General features: G+C 70.5%; 12 protein-coding genes and 2 pseudogenes. 8 read left to right on the top strand and 6 right to left on the bottom strand.

Annotation, left to right across the window (positions count from 1 at the left end):
* Nucleotides 1-60 precede the first annotated feature (60 nt).
* On the bottom strand, nt 61-2,637 hold the full coding sequence (gene pepN / locus GUY60_RS18770; RefSeq protein ID WP_161699309.1) for an aminopeptidase N: 2,577 nt from the start codon (nt 2,635-2,637) through the stop codon (nt 61-63).
* A 165-nt stretch (nt 2,638-2,802) separates the two neighbouring features.
* Here pepN and GUY60_RS18765 point away from each other — a divergent pair, with 165 nt between their 5' ends.
* The gene (locus GUY60_RS18765; protein ID WP_161699307.1) at nt 2,803-3,465 is read left to right on the top strand and encodes a mycothiol-dependent nitroreductase Rv2466c family protein; all 663 of its coding nucleotides are present in this window, start codon (nt 2,803-2,805) and stop codon (nt 3,463-3,465) included.
* 161 nt (nt 3,466-3,626) lie between these two features.
* Here GUY60_RS18765 and GUY60_RS18760 read toward each other — a convergent pair whose 3' ends face one another.
* The 3 genes and pseudogenes from GUY60_RS18760 to GUY60_RS18750 form a co-directional block, all read right to left on the bottom strand.
* Nucleotides 3,627-4,268: a superoxide dismutase gene (locus GUY60_RS18760; RefSeq protein WP_161699305.1), complete on the bottom strand. Its 642-nt coding sequence runs from the start codon at nt 4,266-4,268 to the stop codon at nt 3,627-3,629.
* A gap of 453 nt (nt 4,269-4,721) precedes the next feature.
* A pseudogene (locus GUY60_RS18755) lies at nt 4,722-6,128 on the bottom strand (amino acid permease); the annotation flags it as partial.
* A 121-nt stretch (nt 6,129-6,249) separates the two neighbouring features.
* Nucleotides 6,250-7,671 (bottom strand): amino acid permease, encoded by a 1,422-nt coding sequence (locus GUY60_RS18750; protein ID WP_161699302.1) that lies wholly within the window; start codon nt 7,669-7,671, stop codon nt 6,250-6,252.
* Nucleotides 7,672-7,934: 263 nt separating this feature from the next.
* Between GUY60_RS18750 and GUY60_RS18745 the strand changes: the two genes are divergently transcribed.
* Nucleotides 7,935-8,519, top strand: coding sequence for a biotin transporter BioY (locus tag GUY60_RS18745; RefSeq protein WP_161699300.1), 585 nt, complete (start codon nt 7,935-7,937; stop codon nt 8,517-8,519).
* Between the two features lie 227 nt (nt 8,520-8,746).
* Here the strand turns inward: GUY60_RS18745 and GUY60_RS18740 are convergent, their stop codons facing one another.
* Complete coding sequence (locus GUY60_RS18740) at nt 8,747-10,213, bottom strand: amino acid permease (RefSeq protein WP_161699298.1); 1,467 nt, start codon at nt 10,211-10,213, stop codon at nt 8,747-8,749.
* 154 nt (nt 10,214-10,367) lie between these two features.
* On the opposite strand from GUY60_RS18740, the gene GUY60_RS18735 reads away from it, so the two are divergent.
* The 3 genes from GUY60_RS18735 (at nt 10,368) to GUY60_RS18725 (ending at nt 13,090) form a co-directional block, all read left to right on the top strand.
* Entirely contained in the window at nt 10,368-10,856 is a 489-nt protein-coding gene (locus GUY60_RS18735; RefSeq protein WP_161699296.1) for a ribose-5-phosphate isomerase, read from the top strand.
* A gap of 118 nt (nt 10,857-10,974) precedes the next feature.
* Nucleotides 10,975-11,784 carry an Fpg/Nei family DNA glycosylase gene (locus GUY60_RS18730; RefSeq protein ID WP_161699294.1) on the top strand — a complete coding sequence of 270 codons (810 nt, stop codon included), beginning with the start codon at nt 10,975-10,977 and terminating at the stop codon, nt 11,782-11,784.
* A 139-nt stretch (nt 11,785-11,923) separates the two neighbouring features.
* The gene (locus tag GUY60_RS18725; RefSeq protein WP_161699292.1) at nt 11,924-13,090 is read left to right on the top strand and encodes a PP2C family protein-serine/threonine phosphatase; all 1,167 of its coding nucleotides are present in this window, start codon (nt 11,924-11,926) and stop codon (nt 13,088-13,090) included.
* A 203-nt stretch (nt 13,091-13,293) separates the two neighbouring features.
* Here the strand turns inward: GUY60_RS18725 and GUY60_RS18720 are convergent, their stop codons facing one another.
* A complete protein-coding gene (locus GUY60_RS18720; RefSeq protein ID WP_161699290.1) occupies nt 13,294-14,502 on the bottom strand; it encodes a cation:proton antiporter in 1,209 nt (402 codons plus the stop codon).
* Nucleotides 14,503-14,856: 354 nt separating this feature from the next.
* Here GUY60_RS18720 and GUY60_RS18715 point away from each other — a divergent pair, with 354 nt between their 5' ends.
* The 3 genes and pseudogenes from GUY60_RS18715 to GUY60_RS18705 form a co-directional block, all read left to right on the top strand.
* Entirely contained in the window at nt 14,857-15,318 is a 462-nt protein-coding gene (locus GUY60_RS18715) for an HD domain-containing protein (RefSeq protein WP_161699288.1), read from the top strand.
* An 81-nt stretch (nt 15,319-15,399) separates the two neighbouring features.
* A complete protein-coding gene (locus GUY60_RS18710; RefSeq protein ID WP_161699286.1) occupies nt 15,400-16,698 on the top strand; it encodes a type VII secretion integral membrane protein EccD in 1,299 nt (432 codons plus the stop codon).
* 22 nt (nt 16,699-16,720) lie between these two features.
* A pseudogene (locus GUY60_RS18705) lies at nt 16,721-16,943 on the top strand (hypothetical protein); the annotation flags it as partial.

The following is a 16,943-nucleotide window of genomic DNA, read 5'->3' as shown; positions in this document are numbered from 1 at the left end:
GATTGAGGAGGCCCGTCCGGCAGGACAAATTCGGGAAGGGGCGGGGCGGGGAGAAAAAAATCAGGCCCCAGCCGCCGCGTCCACCGCCTGCCCCCGCAACGACCGAGCCAAATCATCCCGAGCCTCAAGCACAAGCCGCCGCAAAGCAGGCGCAGCCGAAGCATGGGCGTCGAGCCACGCATCGGTAGAGGCCAGCGTCTCCGGCGAGTCGAGCAGCGAAGGGAACAACCCCCGCACCACATGCATCCCGATCTGGATCGACCGCTCCCGCCACACCCGCTCGATCACCTCGAAGTACCGCGGCGCGTACGGCGCGACCAACTCCACCTGCGACGGCCGCGCGAACCCCGCGATCGTCGCCTCGACCAGCGCGTTGGACAGCGCGTCCGACTCGACGAGCTGAGCCCACGCCTGCGCCTTGACCGCCGCAGACGGCCGCGAGGCCAGGCACCGCACCTGGTGCCGCTTGCCGGAAGCCGTGTCGTCCCGGGCGAGCTCCGCACCGAGCACCACCTCGTCGGCCCGCCCGTACTCGGCGAGCGGCCCGAGGAAGGTCCAGCGCAGCTCCTGGTCGACGTCGAGCCCGTCGATCTTCGCGGTGCCGTCGAGCAGCCCCTGAAGCAGCTGCAGGTCGGCCTCGCCCGCCGCGACCGCGGCGAAGAACCGGGCCCAGGTCAGCTGGTGCTGGCTGCCCGGCTCGGCGATGCGCAGCTCCCGCAGGGCACCCTCGGCGAGGAGCCGGCCGCCCTCCTCGCGCCACGCGGGCGCCGCGTAGTGGGTGAGCGCGGAGCGGGCCCAGGCGTGCAGCATCTGCAGGACGCCGATGTCGGTCTCCCGCCCGGCGAACCGCAGGACGAGACCGACGAAGTCCCGCGCCGGCATCAGCGCGTCCCGCGTGAGGTTCCACAGCGCGGACCAGCACAGGGCCCGCGCCAGCGGATCGGTGAGCGAGCCGAGGTGGTCGCGGAGCGTGTCGAGCGAGCCCTCGTCGAAGCGGATCTTGCAGTACGTCAGGTCGTCGTCGTTGACGAGGATCAGCTCGGGCCGCTCGGCACCGGCGAGTTCGGTGACCACGGTGCGCGGACCGTCGACATCGGTCTCCGCACGGGCGTACCGGACGAGTTCCCCGTCGGCGTCGCGCCGGTACAGGCCGACGGCGACGCGGTGCGGGCGCAGCTCGGGGTGTGAGGCGGCCGCCTCCTGGACCACGGCGAGCTCGGTGATCCGGCCCTCCGCGTCGTAAGTGGCCTGCGGCGTGAGGGAGTTGACCCCGGCGGTCTGCAGCCAGGCGCGGGCCCACTCGCCGAGGTCGCGCCCGGAGGTCTCCTCCAGGGCGGCGAGCAGATCGCGCAGCTCGGTGTTGCCGTACGCGTGCCGCTTGAAGTAGCGCCGCGCGCCGTCGAGGAACGCGTCCTGCCCGACGTACGCGACGAGTTGCTTCAGTACGGACGCGCCCTTGGCGTACGTGATCCCGTCGAAGTTGAGCTTGGCGTCCTCCAGGTCACGGATGTCGGCCGTGATGGGGTGCGTGGAGGGCAGCTGGTCGGCGCGGTACGCCCAGGACTTGCGGTTGTTGGCGAAGGTGATCCAGCCGTTGCTGAACCGGGTCGCGCCGACCATCGAGAAGGACCCCATGAAGTCCGCGAAGGACTCCTTGAGCCACAGGTCGTCCCACCACTGCATGGTGACGAGGTCGCCGAACCACATGTGCGCCATCTCGTGCAGGATGACGTTGGCCCGGCGCTCGTAGGACGCCTGCGTCACCTTGCCGCGGAAGATGAACTCCTCGCGGAAGGTCACCAGACCCGGGTTCTCCATCGCGCCGAGGTTGTACTCGGGCACGAAGGCCTGGTCGTACTTCCCGAACGGGTACGGGTAGTCGAAGTGGTCGTGGAAGAAGTCCAGGCCCTGCTTGGTCACCAGGAACACGTCGTCGGCGTCGAAGTACGGGGCGAGACCCTTGCGGCACATCGCGCCCAGCGGGATCGTCAGCCGCGTACCGTCCTCGAACTCGCGCTCGTAGCTGTCCGTGACGTAGTGGTACGGACCGGCCGCGAACGCGGTGATGTACGTGGAGATCGGCTTGGTCTCCGCGAACTTCCAGACACCGTCGGCCAGTTCACCGACACCGTTGGACCACGCCGTCCAGCCCTCGGGCGCCGTGACCTCCATCCGGTACGGCGCCTTGAGGTCCGGCTGCTCGAAGTTGGTGAAGACCCGGCGCGCGTCGGCGGGCTCGTACTGCGTGTACAGGTACACCTCGCCGTCCTCCGGGTCGACGAAGCGGTGCATGCCCTCGCCGGTGCGGCTGTACGCGCACTGGGCGTCGACGACGAGTTCGTTCTCCGCGCGCAGCCCGTCCAGGCGGATCCGGGACCCGTCGAAGACCTCCGCCGGGTCGAGGTCCACGCCGTTCAGCGTGACCGCGGTGACGGACGGGGCGATCAGGTCGGCGAAGGAGGCGGCGCCCGGCTCTGCGCAGCGGAACCTGACCGTCGTCACGGACCGGAACGTCCGGGTCCCGGTCTCGCTGCCCCCGATCGCCGACCGCAGGTCGAGGGCGATGTCGTACCCGTCGACGGACAGCAGGGCGGCCCGCTCGCGGGCCTCGTCGCGGGTCAGGTTCTCACCGGGCACGGGCACTCCTTCTGTGGCCTTGTGGGCGCGTTCGAATTGCCCCCGATCCTGTCATGTGGCCGCGGCCCGGGGCATCCGGGAATGCCCGGGGCGCGCCCGCTGTTGTCGGCCACTGGACCCGCGCACGAACTGAACGCACCACCGGATTCCCGTACGAGGAGAGACATGACGAGCAAGGCGTCGAACGACACGGTCGACAAGGTCATCGCCGACTTCTGGTTCGACCCGCTGTGTCCCTGGGCGTGGATGACCTCCCGCTGGATGCTGGAGGTCGAGAAGGTCCGCCCGGTCGAGGTCCGCTGGCACGTGATGAGCCTGTCGGTGCTGAACGAGGACCGGTTGGAGGAGCTCCCCGACGAGTACCGCGCGCTCCTCAAGGACGCGTGGGCCCCGGTCCGCGTGGCGATAGCCGCACAGCAACTGCACGGCGACGAGGTCCTCGGCGCCCTGTACACGGCGCTCGGCACCCGCTTCCACAACCGCGGCGAGGGCGCGAGCCGCGAGGCGATCGCGGGAGCCCTCGAAGAGGCCGGCCTGCCCGCCTCGCTCCTGGAGTACGCGGACTCCGACAAGTACGACACGGAACTGCGCGCCTCCCACAAGGAGGGCATAGACAAGGTCGGCCAGGAGGTCGGCACCCCGGTGATCGCGGTGCCCGGCGAGGACGGCGAGCAGATCGCCTTCTTCGGCCCGGTCGTCACCCCGGCCCCGCAGGGCGAGGCCGCCGCGAAGCTCTGGGACGGCACCCTCCTGGTCGCCTCCACCCCGGGCTTCTACGAGATCAAGCGCACCCGCACGAAGGGCCCGGACTTCTCCAACCTGGCCTGAGACACCCGGCTTCAGAGCACACATGGAACGGCCCCTGCGAGTCATTTCCTCGCGGGGGCCGTTCTTTCATCCGCCTGCCCGGTGAAGGTTGAGAAGACGATCACGAGCAGGAGTGGGGGTACGGGGGAGAATCCCCCGAAAAACCTCAGTCTTTTCTACGGTCACGGAGCCAACAGCAAGTTGTACGACCGCTCCTTCGCCGCCGCGTAACGCCTCGCCACGTCCTGCCAGTTGACGACGGCCCACATCGCGTCGATGAAGTCGACCTTCTGGTTCTTGTACTGCAGATAGAAGGCGTGCTCCCAGGCGTCGAAGACGAGGACCGGCGTGGAGCCCTGGCCGACGTTGCCCTGGTGGTCGTAGATCTGCTCGACCACGAGGCGCCCGCTGACCGGCTCGTACGCGAGGACGCCCCAGCCCGAACCCTGCGTGGTCGCGGCGGCCTTGGTGAGCTGCGCCTTGAAACCGGCGAACGAGCCGAAGGACTCGGCGATCGCGTCGGCGAGCTCGCCCACACCGTCCTTCTCCAGCGGCTCGCCACCGCCCTCACCCGTCATGTTCTGCCAGTAGATGCTGTGCAGGATGTGGCCGGAGAGGTGGAAGGCCAGGTTCTTCTCCAGGCCGTTGATCGAGCCCCACGACTCCTTGTCCCGCGCCTCCGCCAGCTGCTCCAACGTGTCGTTGGCGCCCTTCACGTACGCGGCGTGGTGCTTGTCGTGGTGCAGCTCGATGATCTCGGGGCTGATCACGGGTGCCAACGCGGCGTAGTCGTAAGGGAGTTCAGGAAGTGTGTAGACGGCCATCGTGGTCCCCTCCGAGGCTTATTGCAATCAACTTGCAAGTGCAGGCTAACAGTAACTGTTGATCACGGCGCAGTAGGGATCGGCCCCCGCGCGGCCTCGTGCGGGCATGACGAAGCCCCCGCCCGGTGTCCGGGCGGGGGCTTCGTCGTACGGAGCGGCGTCGGCTCAGCTCTTGGCGTCAGCCTTGGCGTCGTCCTTGTCCTCAGCCTCGTCCTCGGCCTCAGTCTTGTCCTCAGCCTCGTCGGCCTTGTCCTCGACCTTGTCCTCGGCCTTCGCGGCGTCGTCCGCAGGCTCGGCGTCGGCGTCGGCCTCGGCCACCGCTTCCTCCGGCTCCTCCGCTTCCTCCGCCTCCGGCTCGGCGGCGACAGCCGCGTCGCCGCCCGCCGGGGCGGCGGGGAGGCGGCCGGCCTTCAGGTCCTCCAGCTCGGCGGCGATCGCGTCGACCCGGCCGTGCGCGGCCTTGACGGCGTTCGACTGCTGCAGGAAGTAACCGATCACGGCGAGCACGAGGGTCAGACCGCCCGTGTAGTACAGCTGGATCCGGGTGCCCTCCTCGCGCGCCATGAGCACGAAGACCGCGGCCATCCCGGCGAGCGCCACCCACGTCAGGTACGGGTAGGCCCACATCTTCACGACCAGCTTCTCCGGCGCCTCGCGCTGCAGGATCCGGCGCATCCGCAACTGCGCGGCGGCGATGAAGAACCAGACGACGAGGATGATCGCGCCGATGATGTTGAGCAGCCAGGCGAAGAGGGTTTCCGGGTACCAGTAGCTGAGCAGCACGCAGACGAAGCCGAAGACGCTGGAGACCATCACGGCGACACGGGGGACGCCGCCGGAGATCTTGCCGAGCAACTTCGGGCCCTGGTTGCGGGCGACCAGCGAACCGGCCATGCGGGAGGCGCCGTAGATGTTCGCGTTCATCGCGGAGAGCAGGGCGATGAAGACGACCACGTTCATGATCTGGCCCGCGGCCGGCAGGCCGAGCGCCTCCAGGGTCACGACGTACGAACCCTTGTCGGGGTTGGGCAGTGCCGGGTTGTTCCACGGGACGAGGGTGGCGATGACCGCCATCGAACCGACATAGAAGATCGCGATGCGCCACATCGCGGTGCGCACGGCCTTCGCGACGCCCTTGACCGGGTGCTCGGACTCGGCCGCGGCGATGGTGACGGTCTCCAGACCGCCGTACGCGAACACCGAGGCGAGCAGGCCGACGATCAGGCCCTCGCTGCCGTTCGGGAAGAAGCCGCCCTCGCCGGTGAGGTTGGACAGGCCCGGCGGCTCGTGGTCCGGCAGGACGCCCGCGATGGCGGCGATGCCGATGCCGAGGAAGAGCACGATCGCGCCGATCTTCAGCGCGGCGAACCAGAACTCGAACTCGCCGAAGTTACGTACCGAGATCAGGTTCGTGATGCAGAAGAGGAGCATGAAGAGGGCGACGAACGCCCACTCCGGCACGCTCGGGACCCAGCCGTGCGCGATCTTCGCGGCGCCGATGCCCTCGAGGCCGACGGCCACGCAGAGCAGGAACCAGAAGGACCAGCCGGCGGTGAAGCCGGCCCACGGGCCGATCGCCTTCTCGGCGTGCACCGAGAAGGAACCGGAGGCCGGGTTGGCGGCGGCCATCTCGCCCAGCATGCGCATGACGAGCATGACGAGGGCGCCGGAGATCGCGTACGCGATGATGATCGATGGCCCGGCGGCGGCGATCGCGGCACCGGAGCCGACGAACAGCCCGGCGCCGATCACTCCGCCGAGGGCGATCATGGAGAGGTGGCGCTGTTTCAGGCTGTTGGTCAGCGGCGACGCTGCCGCAGTACCCGAATCGTGCTCTTTATCCAGAGTTGTCCGAGACATGGGCGTTGAAGGTCCAGTACGTGAGACGGTTAAAGGTCACGTCAGTGTGAGTGCCCTCTCCGGTGAACAGAAGATCCGGCCCGTTATTCGGACAGAACTTTGACCAGAAGTGAACGTTCGGTCACCGGGTGTCGCGGTGTCGGCACGCTCGCCACTCGCGCAGGCCTGCCACCGCCATCACCGCGGCCGTGGCCCCGGTCGACCAGAGCAACTGCGGCCGCGCCTGGTCGTCCGTCAGCATCAGGCCGACGATCGCGGCCATCACGGCGAGCGCCGTCCAGGTCAGCCACGGAAAGAGCCACATCCGGAGGACGAGCCGCTCGGGTGCCCGGCGCTCGATCAGCCGCCGCAGCCGCAGCTGGGACACCGCGATCAGCGCCCAGACGAACAGCAGGACCGCGCCGACCGAGTTGAGCAGGTACTTGAAGACCGAGTCCGGCCACTCCAGGTTGAGCAGCACCGAGACGAACCCGAAGGCCACCGAGGCGAGCACCGCACGCCGCGGCACCCCGCCCCGCGACACCTTCAGGAGCCCCTGCGGCGCCTCGCCCCGCTCGGCAAGGGAGAAGACCATCCGCGAGGAGCCGTACAGGTTCGCGTTGAGCGCCGAGAGCAGCGCCACGAACACCACGATGTTCATGATCTGCCCGGCCGACGGCACCCCGATCGAGTCGAGCACCGCGACGTACGGGCTGAGCCCCGCCCGCTGCACCGTCCACGGCAGCACCGTCACGATCACCAGCATCGAGCCCACGTAGAAGAAGAGGATCCGCCAGACCGCGCTGCGCACCGCCCGTGCCACCGAGCGGGCCGGGTCGTCGGACTCGGCGGCCGCGATCGTCACGACCTCGAGGCCGCCGAAGGCGAAGACCACCGCGAGGACGCCGGAGATCACGCCCTCCCAGCCGTTCGGCAGGAAGCCGCCCGCATGTACGAGGTTGTCCAGGCCGACCGGTTCGGTGTCGGGCAGCACCCCGAAGATCGCGAGCGTGCCGAGGACGAGGAAGAGCACGATCGCCGCGACCTTGAGCGCGGCGAACCAGAACTCGAACTCGCCGAAGTTCTTCACCGCGGCGAGGTTCGCGCCGGTGAAGAACAGCATGAAGATCAGCACCCAGGCCCACTGCGGCACACCCGCGACCCAGCCGTGCGCGATCTGCGCGGCGGCGGTCGCCTCGACGGCGAGCACCACCACGAGCAGCAGCCAGTAGAGCCAGCCCACGCTGAACCCGGCCCAGCGGCCGATGGCCCGCTCGGCGTGCACGGAGAACGAGCCGGAGGCCGGCATCGCCGCGGACATCTCGCCGAGCATCCGCATCACCAGCATCGCGAGCGCGCCCGCGATCAGATACGAGACGACGATGCCGGGACCGGCCACGGAGATCCCCGCCCCGGAACCCACGAACAGACCGGCGCCGATCACTCCGCCGAGTCCCAGCATCGTCAGATGACGCTGCTTCAGGGCGGCGGAGAGCGGCTCCGACTCCGCCAGCGGAGGCTGCGGTTCCGTCGGCTCGGCCGCGGCTGCCGGGGCGTCGTGCATGGGTGGGGCCGTTCTCAGCGATTTGGTGGGACCCCACAGTCTCTCCCCGGCCTCCCGATTTCCGCAAAAGCGGCATCGCTGCTCTGGCCTCCCGTGATGCGGGTCACTCCGGACCGGGGTGTGCCGGCGCGCCTTTGTGTGGATCACACCAAGTCCCCAACCACCGCTTTGTTACCGCCTCATGGTGATCGGGTGCGGGGCCGTGGGCTAACGTCGCAAGGTCCGTCACCACCCGTCGCACCACGTCCTGCCAGGGAGTCCCCATGGCCACTGCAGCCGTCACCACCCGTCCCGGCCAGGTCCTCGCCGACCTGCTGCCCGCCTCGCGCACCCGCGATGTCGCGCTGGTCGTCGGCGGCGCCGTGCTCACCGGGCTCGCCGCCCAGGTGGTCGTCCCGGTGCCCGGCTCCCCGGTCCCGGTGACCGGCCAGACCTTCGCCGCGCTGCTCGTCGGCACCGCGTTCGGCGCCCGCCGCGGTCTGCTCGCGCTCGCCCTGTACGCCGTCGCGGGCATCGCGGGCGTGCCGTGGTTCCAGGGCGGCACCGCGGGCTGGGGCGGCGCGTCCTTCGGGTACGTCCTCGGCATGCTGCTCGCCGCGACCGTGGTCGGCGAACTGGCCCGCCGCGGCGGTGACCGCTCGGTGCTGCGGATGGCGGGCACGATGGCGTTCGGCTCGCTCGTGATCTATGCGGTGGGCGTGCCGTGGCTGATGGCGTCGACGGGCCTCTCCTTCACGGCGGCCCTCGCCGCGGGAGTCGTCCCCTTCCTCATCGGCGACGCGCTGAAGGCTGCGCTGGCTATGGGGATGCTGCCGTCGGCGTGGAAGCTGGCTGGTCGTCGGGGCTGAACTTCTCCCCTCCCCGCCCCTTCCCGAAAGTCCTGCGGACAGCCACGGCCTCCTCAATCGCCGGAGGGGCTATTTATTAGCCCCTCCGGCGATTGAGGAGGCCCGTCCGGCAGGACAAATTCGGGAAGGGGCGGGGAGGGGATCAGAACCCGGCGCACCCGAACACGACAGCGCCCCCTCGGAGAGTGAAAGCTCACCGAGGGGGCGCTGTCGTACGACGTTACGGCTCAGGCGTCCAGCTCGACGTCGACGTCGACGTCGAGTTCAGAGCGGACGCGCGCCCGCTGCCGCTCACGGAGCACCGCGAGACCGACCACGAACGCGGCGACAAGCACCGAGAGCAGCACCTGCTCGCGGCCCGCGTCGTCGAACAGCATGTAGACCAGGACGAACGAGATCATGCCGATCGTCGCCCAGGTCAGGTACGGGAAGGCCCACATCTTCACGACGAGCTTCTCGGGCGCCTCGCGCAGGATGATGCCGCGCATCTTCAGCTGGGTGAAGCAGATCACCAGCCAGACGAACAGGGCGACCGCACCGGAGGAGTTGAGCAGGAACGCGAAGACCGTGTCGGGCCACAGGTAGTTGAAGAACACGGCCACGAAGCCGAAGACGACCGAACCGAGGATCGCGGCCTGCGGCACACCGCGCGGCGTGGTCTTCCCGAAGGACTTCGGGGCGTCCCCGCGCTTGCCGAGCGAGAAGGCCATCCGGGAGGCGGTGTACAGGCCGGAGTTGAGACAGGACAGCACCGCGGTCAGCACGATCACGTTCATGACCTGGCCGGCGTGCGGAATGCCGATGGAGTTCAGCGCGGCGACGTACGAGCCGTCGTCGGTGATGGCCTTCGAGTCCCACGGCAGCAGCGTGATGACCACGAAGATCGAACCGAGGTAGAAGACCCCGATCCGCCAGATCACGCTGTTCGTCGCCTTGGTCACGGCGCGCTGCGGGTCCTCCGACTCACCGGCGGCCAGCGTGACGATCTCGCTGCCCATGAAGGAGAAGACCACCATCAGGACACCGGTGAGGATCGCTCCGGGCCCCTTGGGGAAGAACCCGCCGGCGTCGGTGAGATGCGCGAAGCCCGCGCCGGGGTTGTCCGAGCCGGGCAGCAGCCCGAAGACGGCGAGCACACCGATGACCACGAAGGCGCCGATCGCGACGACCTTGATCCCGGCGAACCAGAACTCGAACTCGCCGTACGAGGCGACCGAGGCCAGGTTGGTGGCGGTGAGCACGACCATCACGATCAGCGCCCAGCCCCACTGCGGTACGGCCGGTATCCAGCCTTCCAGGATCACGGCGCCGGCGGTCGCCTCGACGGCGAGCACCACGACCCAGAAGAACCAGTAGAGCCAGCCGATGGAGAAGCCGGCCCAGCGGCCGAGCGCCCGGTCCGCGTATTCGGAGAAGGAGCCCGAGGCGGGACTGGCCGCGGCCATCTCGCCGAGCATCCGCATCACCAGGACCACCATCGCGCCGACGAGGGCGTACGAGATGAGGATGGCGGGGCCCGCGGCCGCGATGCCGGCGCTGGAGCCGACAAAGAGCCCGGCGCCGATGACGCCGCCGATGGCGATCATGGACAGGTGCCGGTTCTTCAGACCTGCCTTCAGGCCGTCTCCGGTGGGTGCATCTCCCGGTGATTCGGAAGGGCTGTCTTGCTTCGCAAGGGACGGTTGCGAGGTCATGGACGGATCCTTAAGTTCTCGGGTTACGAGCCCGTGCATTCAAACCCCCAGCCCCCCAGGGACGGAAGACCCGATTCCGGATTGTTGTACGGGACGAAGGTCACGTCCCGGACGCGTGCCGGGCGCGCGCCCGGGACGTGCCACACTTCGACCCATGCGCGTGTACCTCGGCTCGGACCATGCCGGCTATGAACTCAAGAACCACCTCGTCGAGTGGCTGACCTCGCACGGGCACGAGCCCGTCGACTGCGGCCCCCACATCTACGACGCCCAGGACGACTACCCGCCGTTCTGCCTCCGCGCCGCGGAGAAGACCGCCGCGGACCCGGACGCCCTCGGCATCGTGATCGGCGGCTCGGGCAACGGCGAGCAGATCGCCGCGAACAAGGTGAAGGGCGTCCGCTGCGCCCTCGCCTGGAGCGAGCAGACCGCCGCCCTCGGCCGTGAGCACAACAACGCGAACGTGGTGTCGATCGGCGGCCGTATGCACACGGTCGAAGAGGCGACGAAGTTCGTGGAGATCTTCCTGGCGACCCCGTACTCCGACGAGGCCCGCCACACCCGCCGCATCGAGATGCTGTCCGAGTACGAGACCACGGGCGAACTCCCCCCGATCCCGGCGCACCACCCGCAGCAGCCGTAACCGACTGTCCTCAATCGCCGGACGGGCTGAGAAATTCAGCCCGTCCGGCGATTGAGGACGAGCCCGCAGGGCGATCGAGCCGCACACCCCTGCCCCGCACCATGCCGTGAGGAGACCCGTGCCCGAGGGCCACACCATCCACCGGCTGGCCGCCGACCACCGGGACCGCTTCCTCGACCGGCAGGTCCAAGTCACCAGCCCCCAGGGCAAGTTCACCGACTCCGCGGCCCTGCTCGACCGCCAGGTCATGGACACCACCGACGCCCACGGCAAGCACCTCTTCCTGGGCTTCGGCGCCACCGGCCACGTCCACATCCACCTCGGCCTCTTCGGCAAGCTGAACTTCGGCGGCACCCCCGCGCCCCCGCCCACGGACACCGTCCGGCTCCGCCTCGTCGGCCCCACCGCGTACGCGGACCTGCGCGGCCCCACCACCTGCGTACTGATCACGGACGCCGAGAAGCAGGCGATACACGACCGCCTCGGCCCCGACCCGCTGCGCCCCGCGGACGACCCGGACAAGGCGTGGAAGCGGATCTCCCGTTCCCGTACCACCGTCGCCGCCCTGCTGATGGACCAGAAGATCATCGCGGGCGTCGGCAACGTCTACCGCGCCGAGGTCCTCTTCCGGCACGGCATCGACCCGTACCGCCCCGGCAAGGACCTGACGTACGACGCGTGGACGGCGATCTGGACCGATCTCGTCGCGCTGATGCGGGAAGGCGTGCGGCTCAACCGGATCGACACCGTCCGGCCCGAGCACACCCCGGAGGCGATGGGCCGGCCGCCGCGCGTGGACGACCACGGCGGCGAGGTGTACGTGTACCGCAGGGCGAATCTGCCCTGCCATATCTGTGGCGGCGAGATCCGCACCGCCGATCTCGCCGCCCGCAACCTCTTCTGGTGCCCCGGCTGCCAGCGCCCCTGAGTCGCGGGTTGCGCGGCCGCACCGAACGGCGCGCGGGGAGTTCCGCCCGTCATGTCCGGTCCGCCCCGCCCGCTCGACTGAGGGACAAGCGACACCTCCCGTGCACAGCGCCGCTTCGGCTGTATAGGGTCCACGAGCAATGAGAGGACGACGGCGCGACCCCGAGCGGCGCGCGGCTGCGGAGACGTTCCCGGCCCGGTTGCGCAAGCGCCTGCACCGGGTCCGTATCGGCCTGCGTAAATCCGGCGTCGACTACTTCCGCGGCGACGGCTCGGACTGGATCGCCCTCGCCGGACTGCTCCTCACCATCCCGGTGCTCGCCCTCGGCACGCTCGCGATGCCGGTGTGGTTCTCGCCCGCCCTGCTCGTCCTGCCGATCGTCGCGGGCGGACTGCTGCTCCGCCCGGCCAGCCTGCTCGCCCTGTACGCGACCGCCGCGGCGGCCCTCATCGTCGAGTCGGTACGGCTCGGCCCGTACACGGAAGGGCCCTCGCGGGTCACCCCCGGCATCGTCCTGACCGTGGCGGCCTGCGGGTTCTTCGGCCTGGTCATCGCGCAGTTCCGCAGCCGGGTCGGGGTGCCCTGGCGGCGCGGCGGCACCATGCTGTTCGACCTCCGCGAGCGCATCAAGACGCAGAGCAAGCTGCCGAAACTGCCGCCCGAGTGGCACCGCGAGATGGCGCTGCGGCCCGCGGGCGGCCAGTCGTTCTCCGGTGACTTCGTGGTCGCGGCGCGCACCAGCGGCGGCCGCACCCTTGAGGTCGTTCTCACCGATGTCTCCGGCAAGGGCATGGACGCGGGCTCCCGGGCGCTGCTGCTCTCCGGCGCGTTCGGCGGGCTGCTCGGCTCGCTGCCGCCGCACGCCTTCCTGCCCGCGGCCAACGGCTACTTGCTGCGCCAGGACTGGGACGAGGGCTTCGCGACCTCCATCCACCTCGCCCTCGACCTGGAGTCGGGGGACTACGAACTGCTCTCCGCCGGCCACCCGCCCGCCGTCCAGCTGCACGCGGGCACGGGCCGCTGGGAGGAGATCACCGCGGAGGGCCCGCTGCTCGGGGTGTACGACGGGGCGCAGTTCGACCCCGTGAAGGGGTGCCTGCGCCCCGGCGACGTACTGATGCTGTTCACCGACGGACTGGTCGAGACCGCCGAGCGGGACCTCACGGAGGGCATCGACCGCCTCACCGGCGAGGCCGACCGGTACGTGGCCGGGGGCTTCCACGGGGCGGCGTGGCATCTGATCGAGGCGGTGGCGAAGGACGTCAACGACGACCGGGCGTTGCTGCTGATCTGCCGGGACGCGTGAGCTTTTCGGTTCATCGTCGCCGGGTGCGGGCCGTCCTGGGCTGGTCGCGCAGTTCCCCGCGCCCCTGAGCGATGCGGCTGCGCCGCCGCTCATCGGGAAGGCCGCGGCGCAGCCGCACGCCTTCAGGGGCGCGGGGAACTGCGCGAGGACGGACCACCGGGCCGCACCCGGCGACGAAACCGGACCCCCGCGGCGAGCAGGCCTCACACCCCGGCGCCGACCCGCTCCTCCGAAGCCGAAGCCGAAGCCGAAGCCGAACCCGAAGCCGCCGCCCGCCGCCCGCCCGGCAGAACCCGAGCGAGCCACCGTGACTGTCCCGCCGCAAGGGGCCCAAGAACCGCGAGCAGCAACACGTACCCCGCGATGAACGGAGAGAGCCGCTCGTCCAGACCCGCGGCAGCGGCCATCGTGGCGAGAATCAGCGCGAACTCCCCGCGCGCGAGCAGCGTCGTGGAGATGTTCGCGGCGGGCCCCGGCCCGAAGCCGTACACCTTCGCCGCAGCGAGCCCCGCCAGTACGTTCATGAGCAGCGTCACCGCGACAGCGGCAAGCACCGGCCACAGCACCACCGGCAGGTCGCCGGGGTCGATGGAGAGTCCGAAGGCGAAGAAGAAGATCGCGCCGAAGGCGTCCCGCAGCGGGTGCACCAGTTTCAGGATGCGCTCGCCGGAACTCGTGGAGCCGAGCATCAGGCCGACCATGAACGCACCGATCGCGTCCGCGACCCCGAACCACTCGGAGACCCCGGCGAGGAACACCGCGGCGCCGAGGAAGGAGATGACGAGCAGTTCGTCGTCCGGGGTGTTGATGAGCCGCCCGACCAGCTTCGTACCGAAGCGCGCCGCGAGCGCGAGCAGCAGCAGGAAGCCGAAGGCCTTGCCGCCGTCGAGCAGCGCCGAGGAGAGGCTGTCGGCGCCGGACAGGATCGGCTGGAGCGCGGCCAGATAGAGGGCGAGGAAGACGTCCTCGACCACGATGATCCCGAGGATCGGCTTCGTCTCGGGGTTGCCGAGCCGCCCGGTGTCCACCAGGACCTTGGTGACGATCGCGGACGACGAGATGCCCAACACCCCGGCGAGGACCAGCGCTTCGGAGGTGCCCCAGCCGAGGGCGAATCCGAAGCCCAGGCCCGCGCCGACGTTCAGCACGAGGTACGCCCCACCCGCGACGGCCATCTTGCGGCCGCCCGCCTTGAGGTCGTCCATGTGGAACTCGAGGCCCAGATAGAAGAGGAGCAGCACCAGGCCGAGCGCGGACAGCATCTCCAGGTCGTGCGGGTCGGAGACCAGGACGACACCGGGGGTGTGCGGGCCGAGCAGGATCCCGGCCAGGATGAAGAGGGGGATGGTGGGCAGTCCGATCCGGCCCCCGAGCCGGGCCAGGACCGCGGCGGCGAGAAAGGCGCCGCCCATGGCTATCAGGGTGTCTGCGTGTCCGATGGGCCGTACCTCCGTGTCGGTCGTGCGCGGTCGGTCCGCGTGCGCAAGGAACGCGGTAAGCAAAGAGCGCGTCAAGAAAGCGTCAATACTTAGATTACCAAACGATTGAAAGTGGAAACCTTGGGAACCTTGGACCGGTGATTCCACCCCATTCACCCCTTCCGTACCCGGCGACGACAGCCCACCCCCTGAACAGGCAGGCGGGCGGCGGCGGTTGCGGGTGGCCGGTGCCGGGCGGCGCTCCCACGTACGGGAGAATGCCGGGCAGCGAGACGGGAGGGCGGTGCGGCGGACACCGGCCAAACTCGGGAGCCGGGAGGGGGACGGATGGAGCGGACGCACCGGCTGAGCCTTGCCGAGGTCGAGGCCCTCGCCCGCGAGGCGCATGCCGCGCAGACGGACAAGGCGGGCCGCCCGTACGCCGAGCACCTCGCGGCCGTCGCCGACGGAGTGCGCGCCCGTGGCGGCGACGAGGAACAGATCGCCGCGGCCTGGCTGCACGACTCCGTCGAGGACGACGCCCTGACCGAGCGTTGGCTGACCGACGCGCCCCTCTCGCCCCGGACGAAGGCTGTCGTCCGCGCGCTCACCAAACGCCCCGGCGAGACCCCGCGCGCCTACGCCGACCGCATCCTCGCGACTCCCGGCGCCAGGCTCGTCAAAGCCGCGGATCTGGCGCACAATGCCGATCCGGCCCGGCTCGCGGCCCTCGACGAACCCACCCGCACTCGGCTGACCCGCAAGTACGCCGACATGCGCGCCCTCCTCGGGCTCACGGACGGCGACTGAGATGTGCGGCATACCCGGCGGATGTGTGTGGGTCCAACAACACAGCAGGTCAAAGGGGTTGGCGATGATAGGTTCCCGCGCGTGGTGAACGTGGTGGGTGGGGTGGACGCTCGGTCGGCGACAACGCGCGCGACCACGGCGGGCATGGCGGGCATGGCGGGCGTGGCTGATACGACGGCGGCCGATGCGGCGGGTTCGACCGTTACGGCGGGTCCGGCCGATACGGCGGCGCCGCCGCTCTCGGACCAGGACCGTCTCGATCTGCGCACCTGGCGCTGGCGGCCGGCCTCGCGCCGCCCGGTCGCGGCCGTCGCGAGCTTCCTGCTGACCGCGGTGACGGCACTGCTCGCCCGCGCCGAATTCCCGCCCGCGCCCGTGGCGTACGGCCTGATCGGAGCGGCACTCGTGCTCGCCGCCGCGGGCGCGCTCGCCGCCCGACTCGGCAACACCGGTACGCCCAACACCGGTACGCCCAGCACCAGTACGCCAAGCACCGGCACGCCCGGCAGCGGCGGCCTCGCGACCGTAGAAGGGCGCGGCAACCGCGGCCTCGCCACCGTGCTGCTGCTCGGCGCCGCGCTGCTCGGCACGGTCGGCGCGTGGACGGTCGCGGACGCGCACACGCTGCCCGGCGCCGCCCGGCTCGCCGTCACCGCGACGGCCGTGGTGCTCGCGCTGCTGCTGCTCGGCCTGTTCACCCCGTTCGCCCGCGCCGGAGTCATCGGCGCGGGCGCGGCCCTCGGCCTGACGGCCGGGTGGGAACTGGCCGCGCTGCTCGTCGACGGCGACCCGGCCCGGCTCGGCGCCCTGCTCGCGGTTGTCTCCGTCGTACTGCTCGGACTGCTGCCCCGGATCGCGCTGCGCGCCACGGGCCTGACGGCCATCGACGACCGCCGCTCGGCGGGCAGTTCGGTCAGCCGCCACCATGTGGCCGACGCGCTCGCCGACACCCACCGCGGCCTCGTCGTCGCCACCGTCCTGACCGCCGCGTCGGCCGCGGCCGCGGGCTGGCTGCTCACCCGGGCCGAGCCCACGGTGTGGACGGTCCTGGCGACCGCGGTCACCGGTGTGGTGCTGCTCGCACGGGCCCGCGCGTTCCCGCTGGCCGTCGAGGTGGTGGCGGTCTTCACGGCCGCCGCCGTCCTGGTGGTACGGCTCGCGGTGCTGTGGCTCGGGCGTACGGACGGTTTCACGCCGCTGCTGCTGCTCGCCGTGGCCGCCGCGCTGCCGCTGCTCGCACTGGTCCTGCAGCCCGCGCCGCCCCTGCGACAGCGGCTGCGCCGCGCGGCCGACCTGGTCGAATCGATCGGAGTGGTCGGCCTGTTGCCGCTCGCGGTCGGAGCATTCGGTGCGTACGGGCACCTGCTCGGCGGATCCTGAACGGGCAGCAGGGGAGAGGGACATGATGCCGAACGGAGAGCAGGCCGCCCAGGGCGAGACGGCCGCGGCGAGCGACACCACACGCCTGCCGGAGCCCCCGCGCTCCGGCCCCGCCCTGCCCGGCGGACCGTCCCTGGCGAAGCCGGGCGACGGCGGTACGGGCACTTCTGGGCCGCCGACGACACTCCCGCTGCCGCCGCCGGCCGAGCCGACCGCAGCGCCCGCTTCCGGCCCGCCCCCGATCC

The organism is Streptomyces boluensis, from assembly GCF_009908195.1.
Lineage (GTDB): Bacteria > Actinomycetota > Actinomycetes > Streptomycetales > Streptomycetaceae > Streptomyces > Streptomyces boluensis.
The sequence above is the reverse complement of the archived record's forward strand: the minus strand, read 5'-3'. Positions and strand labels throughout refer to the sequence as shown.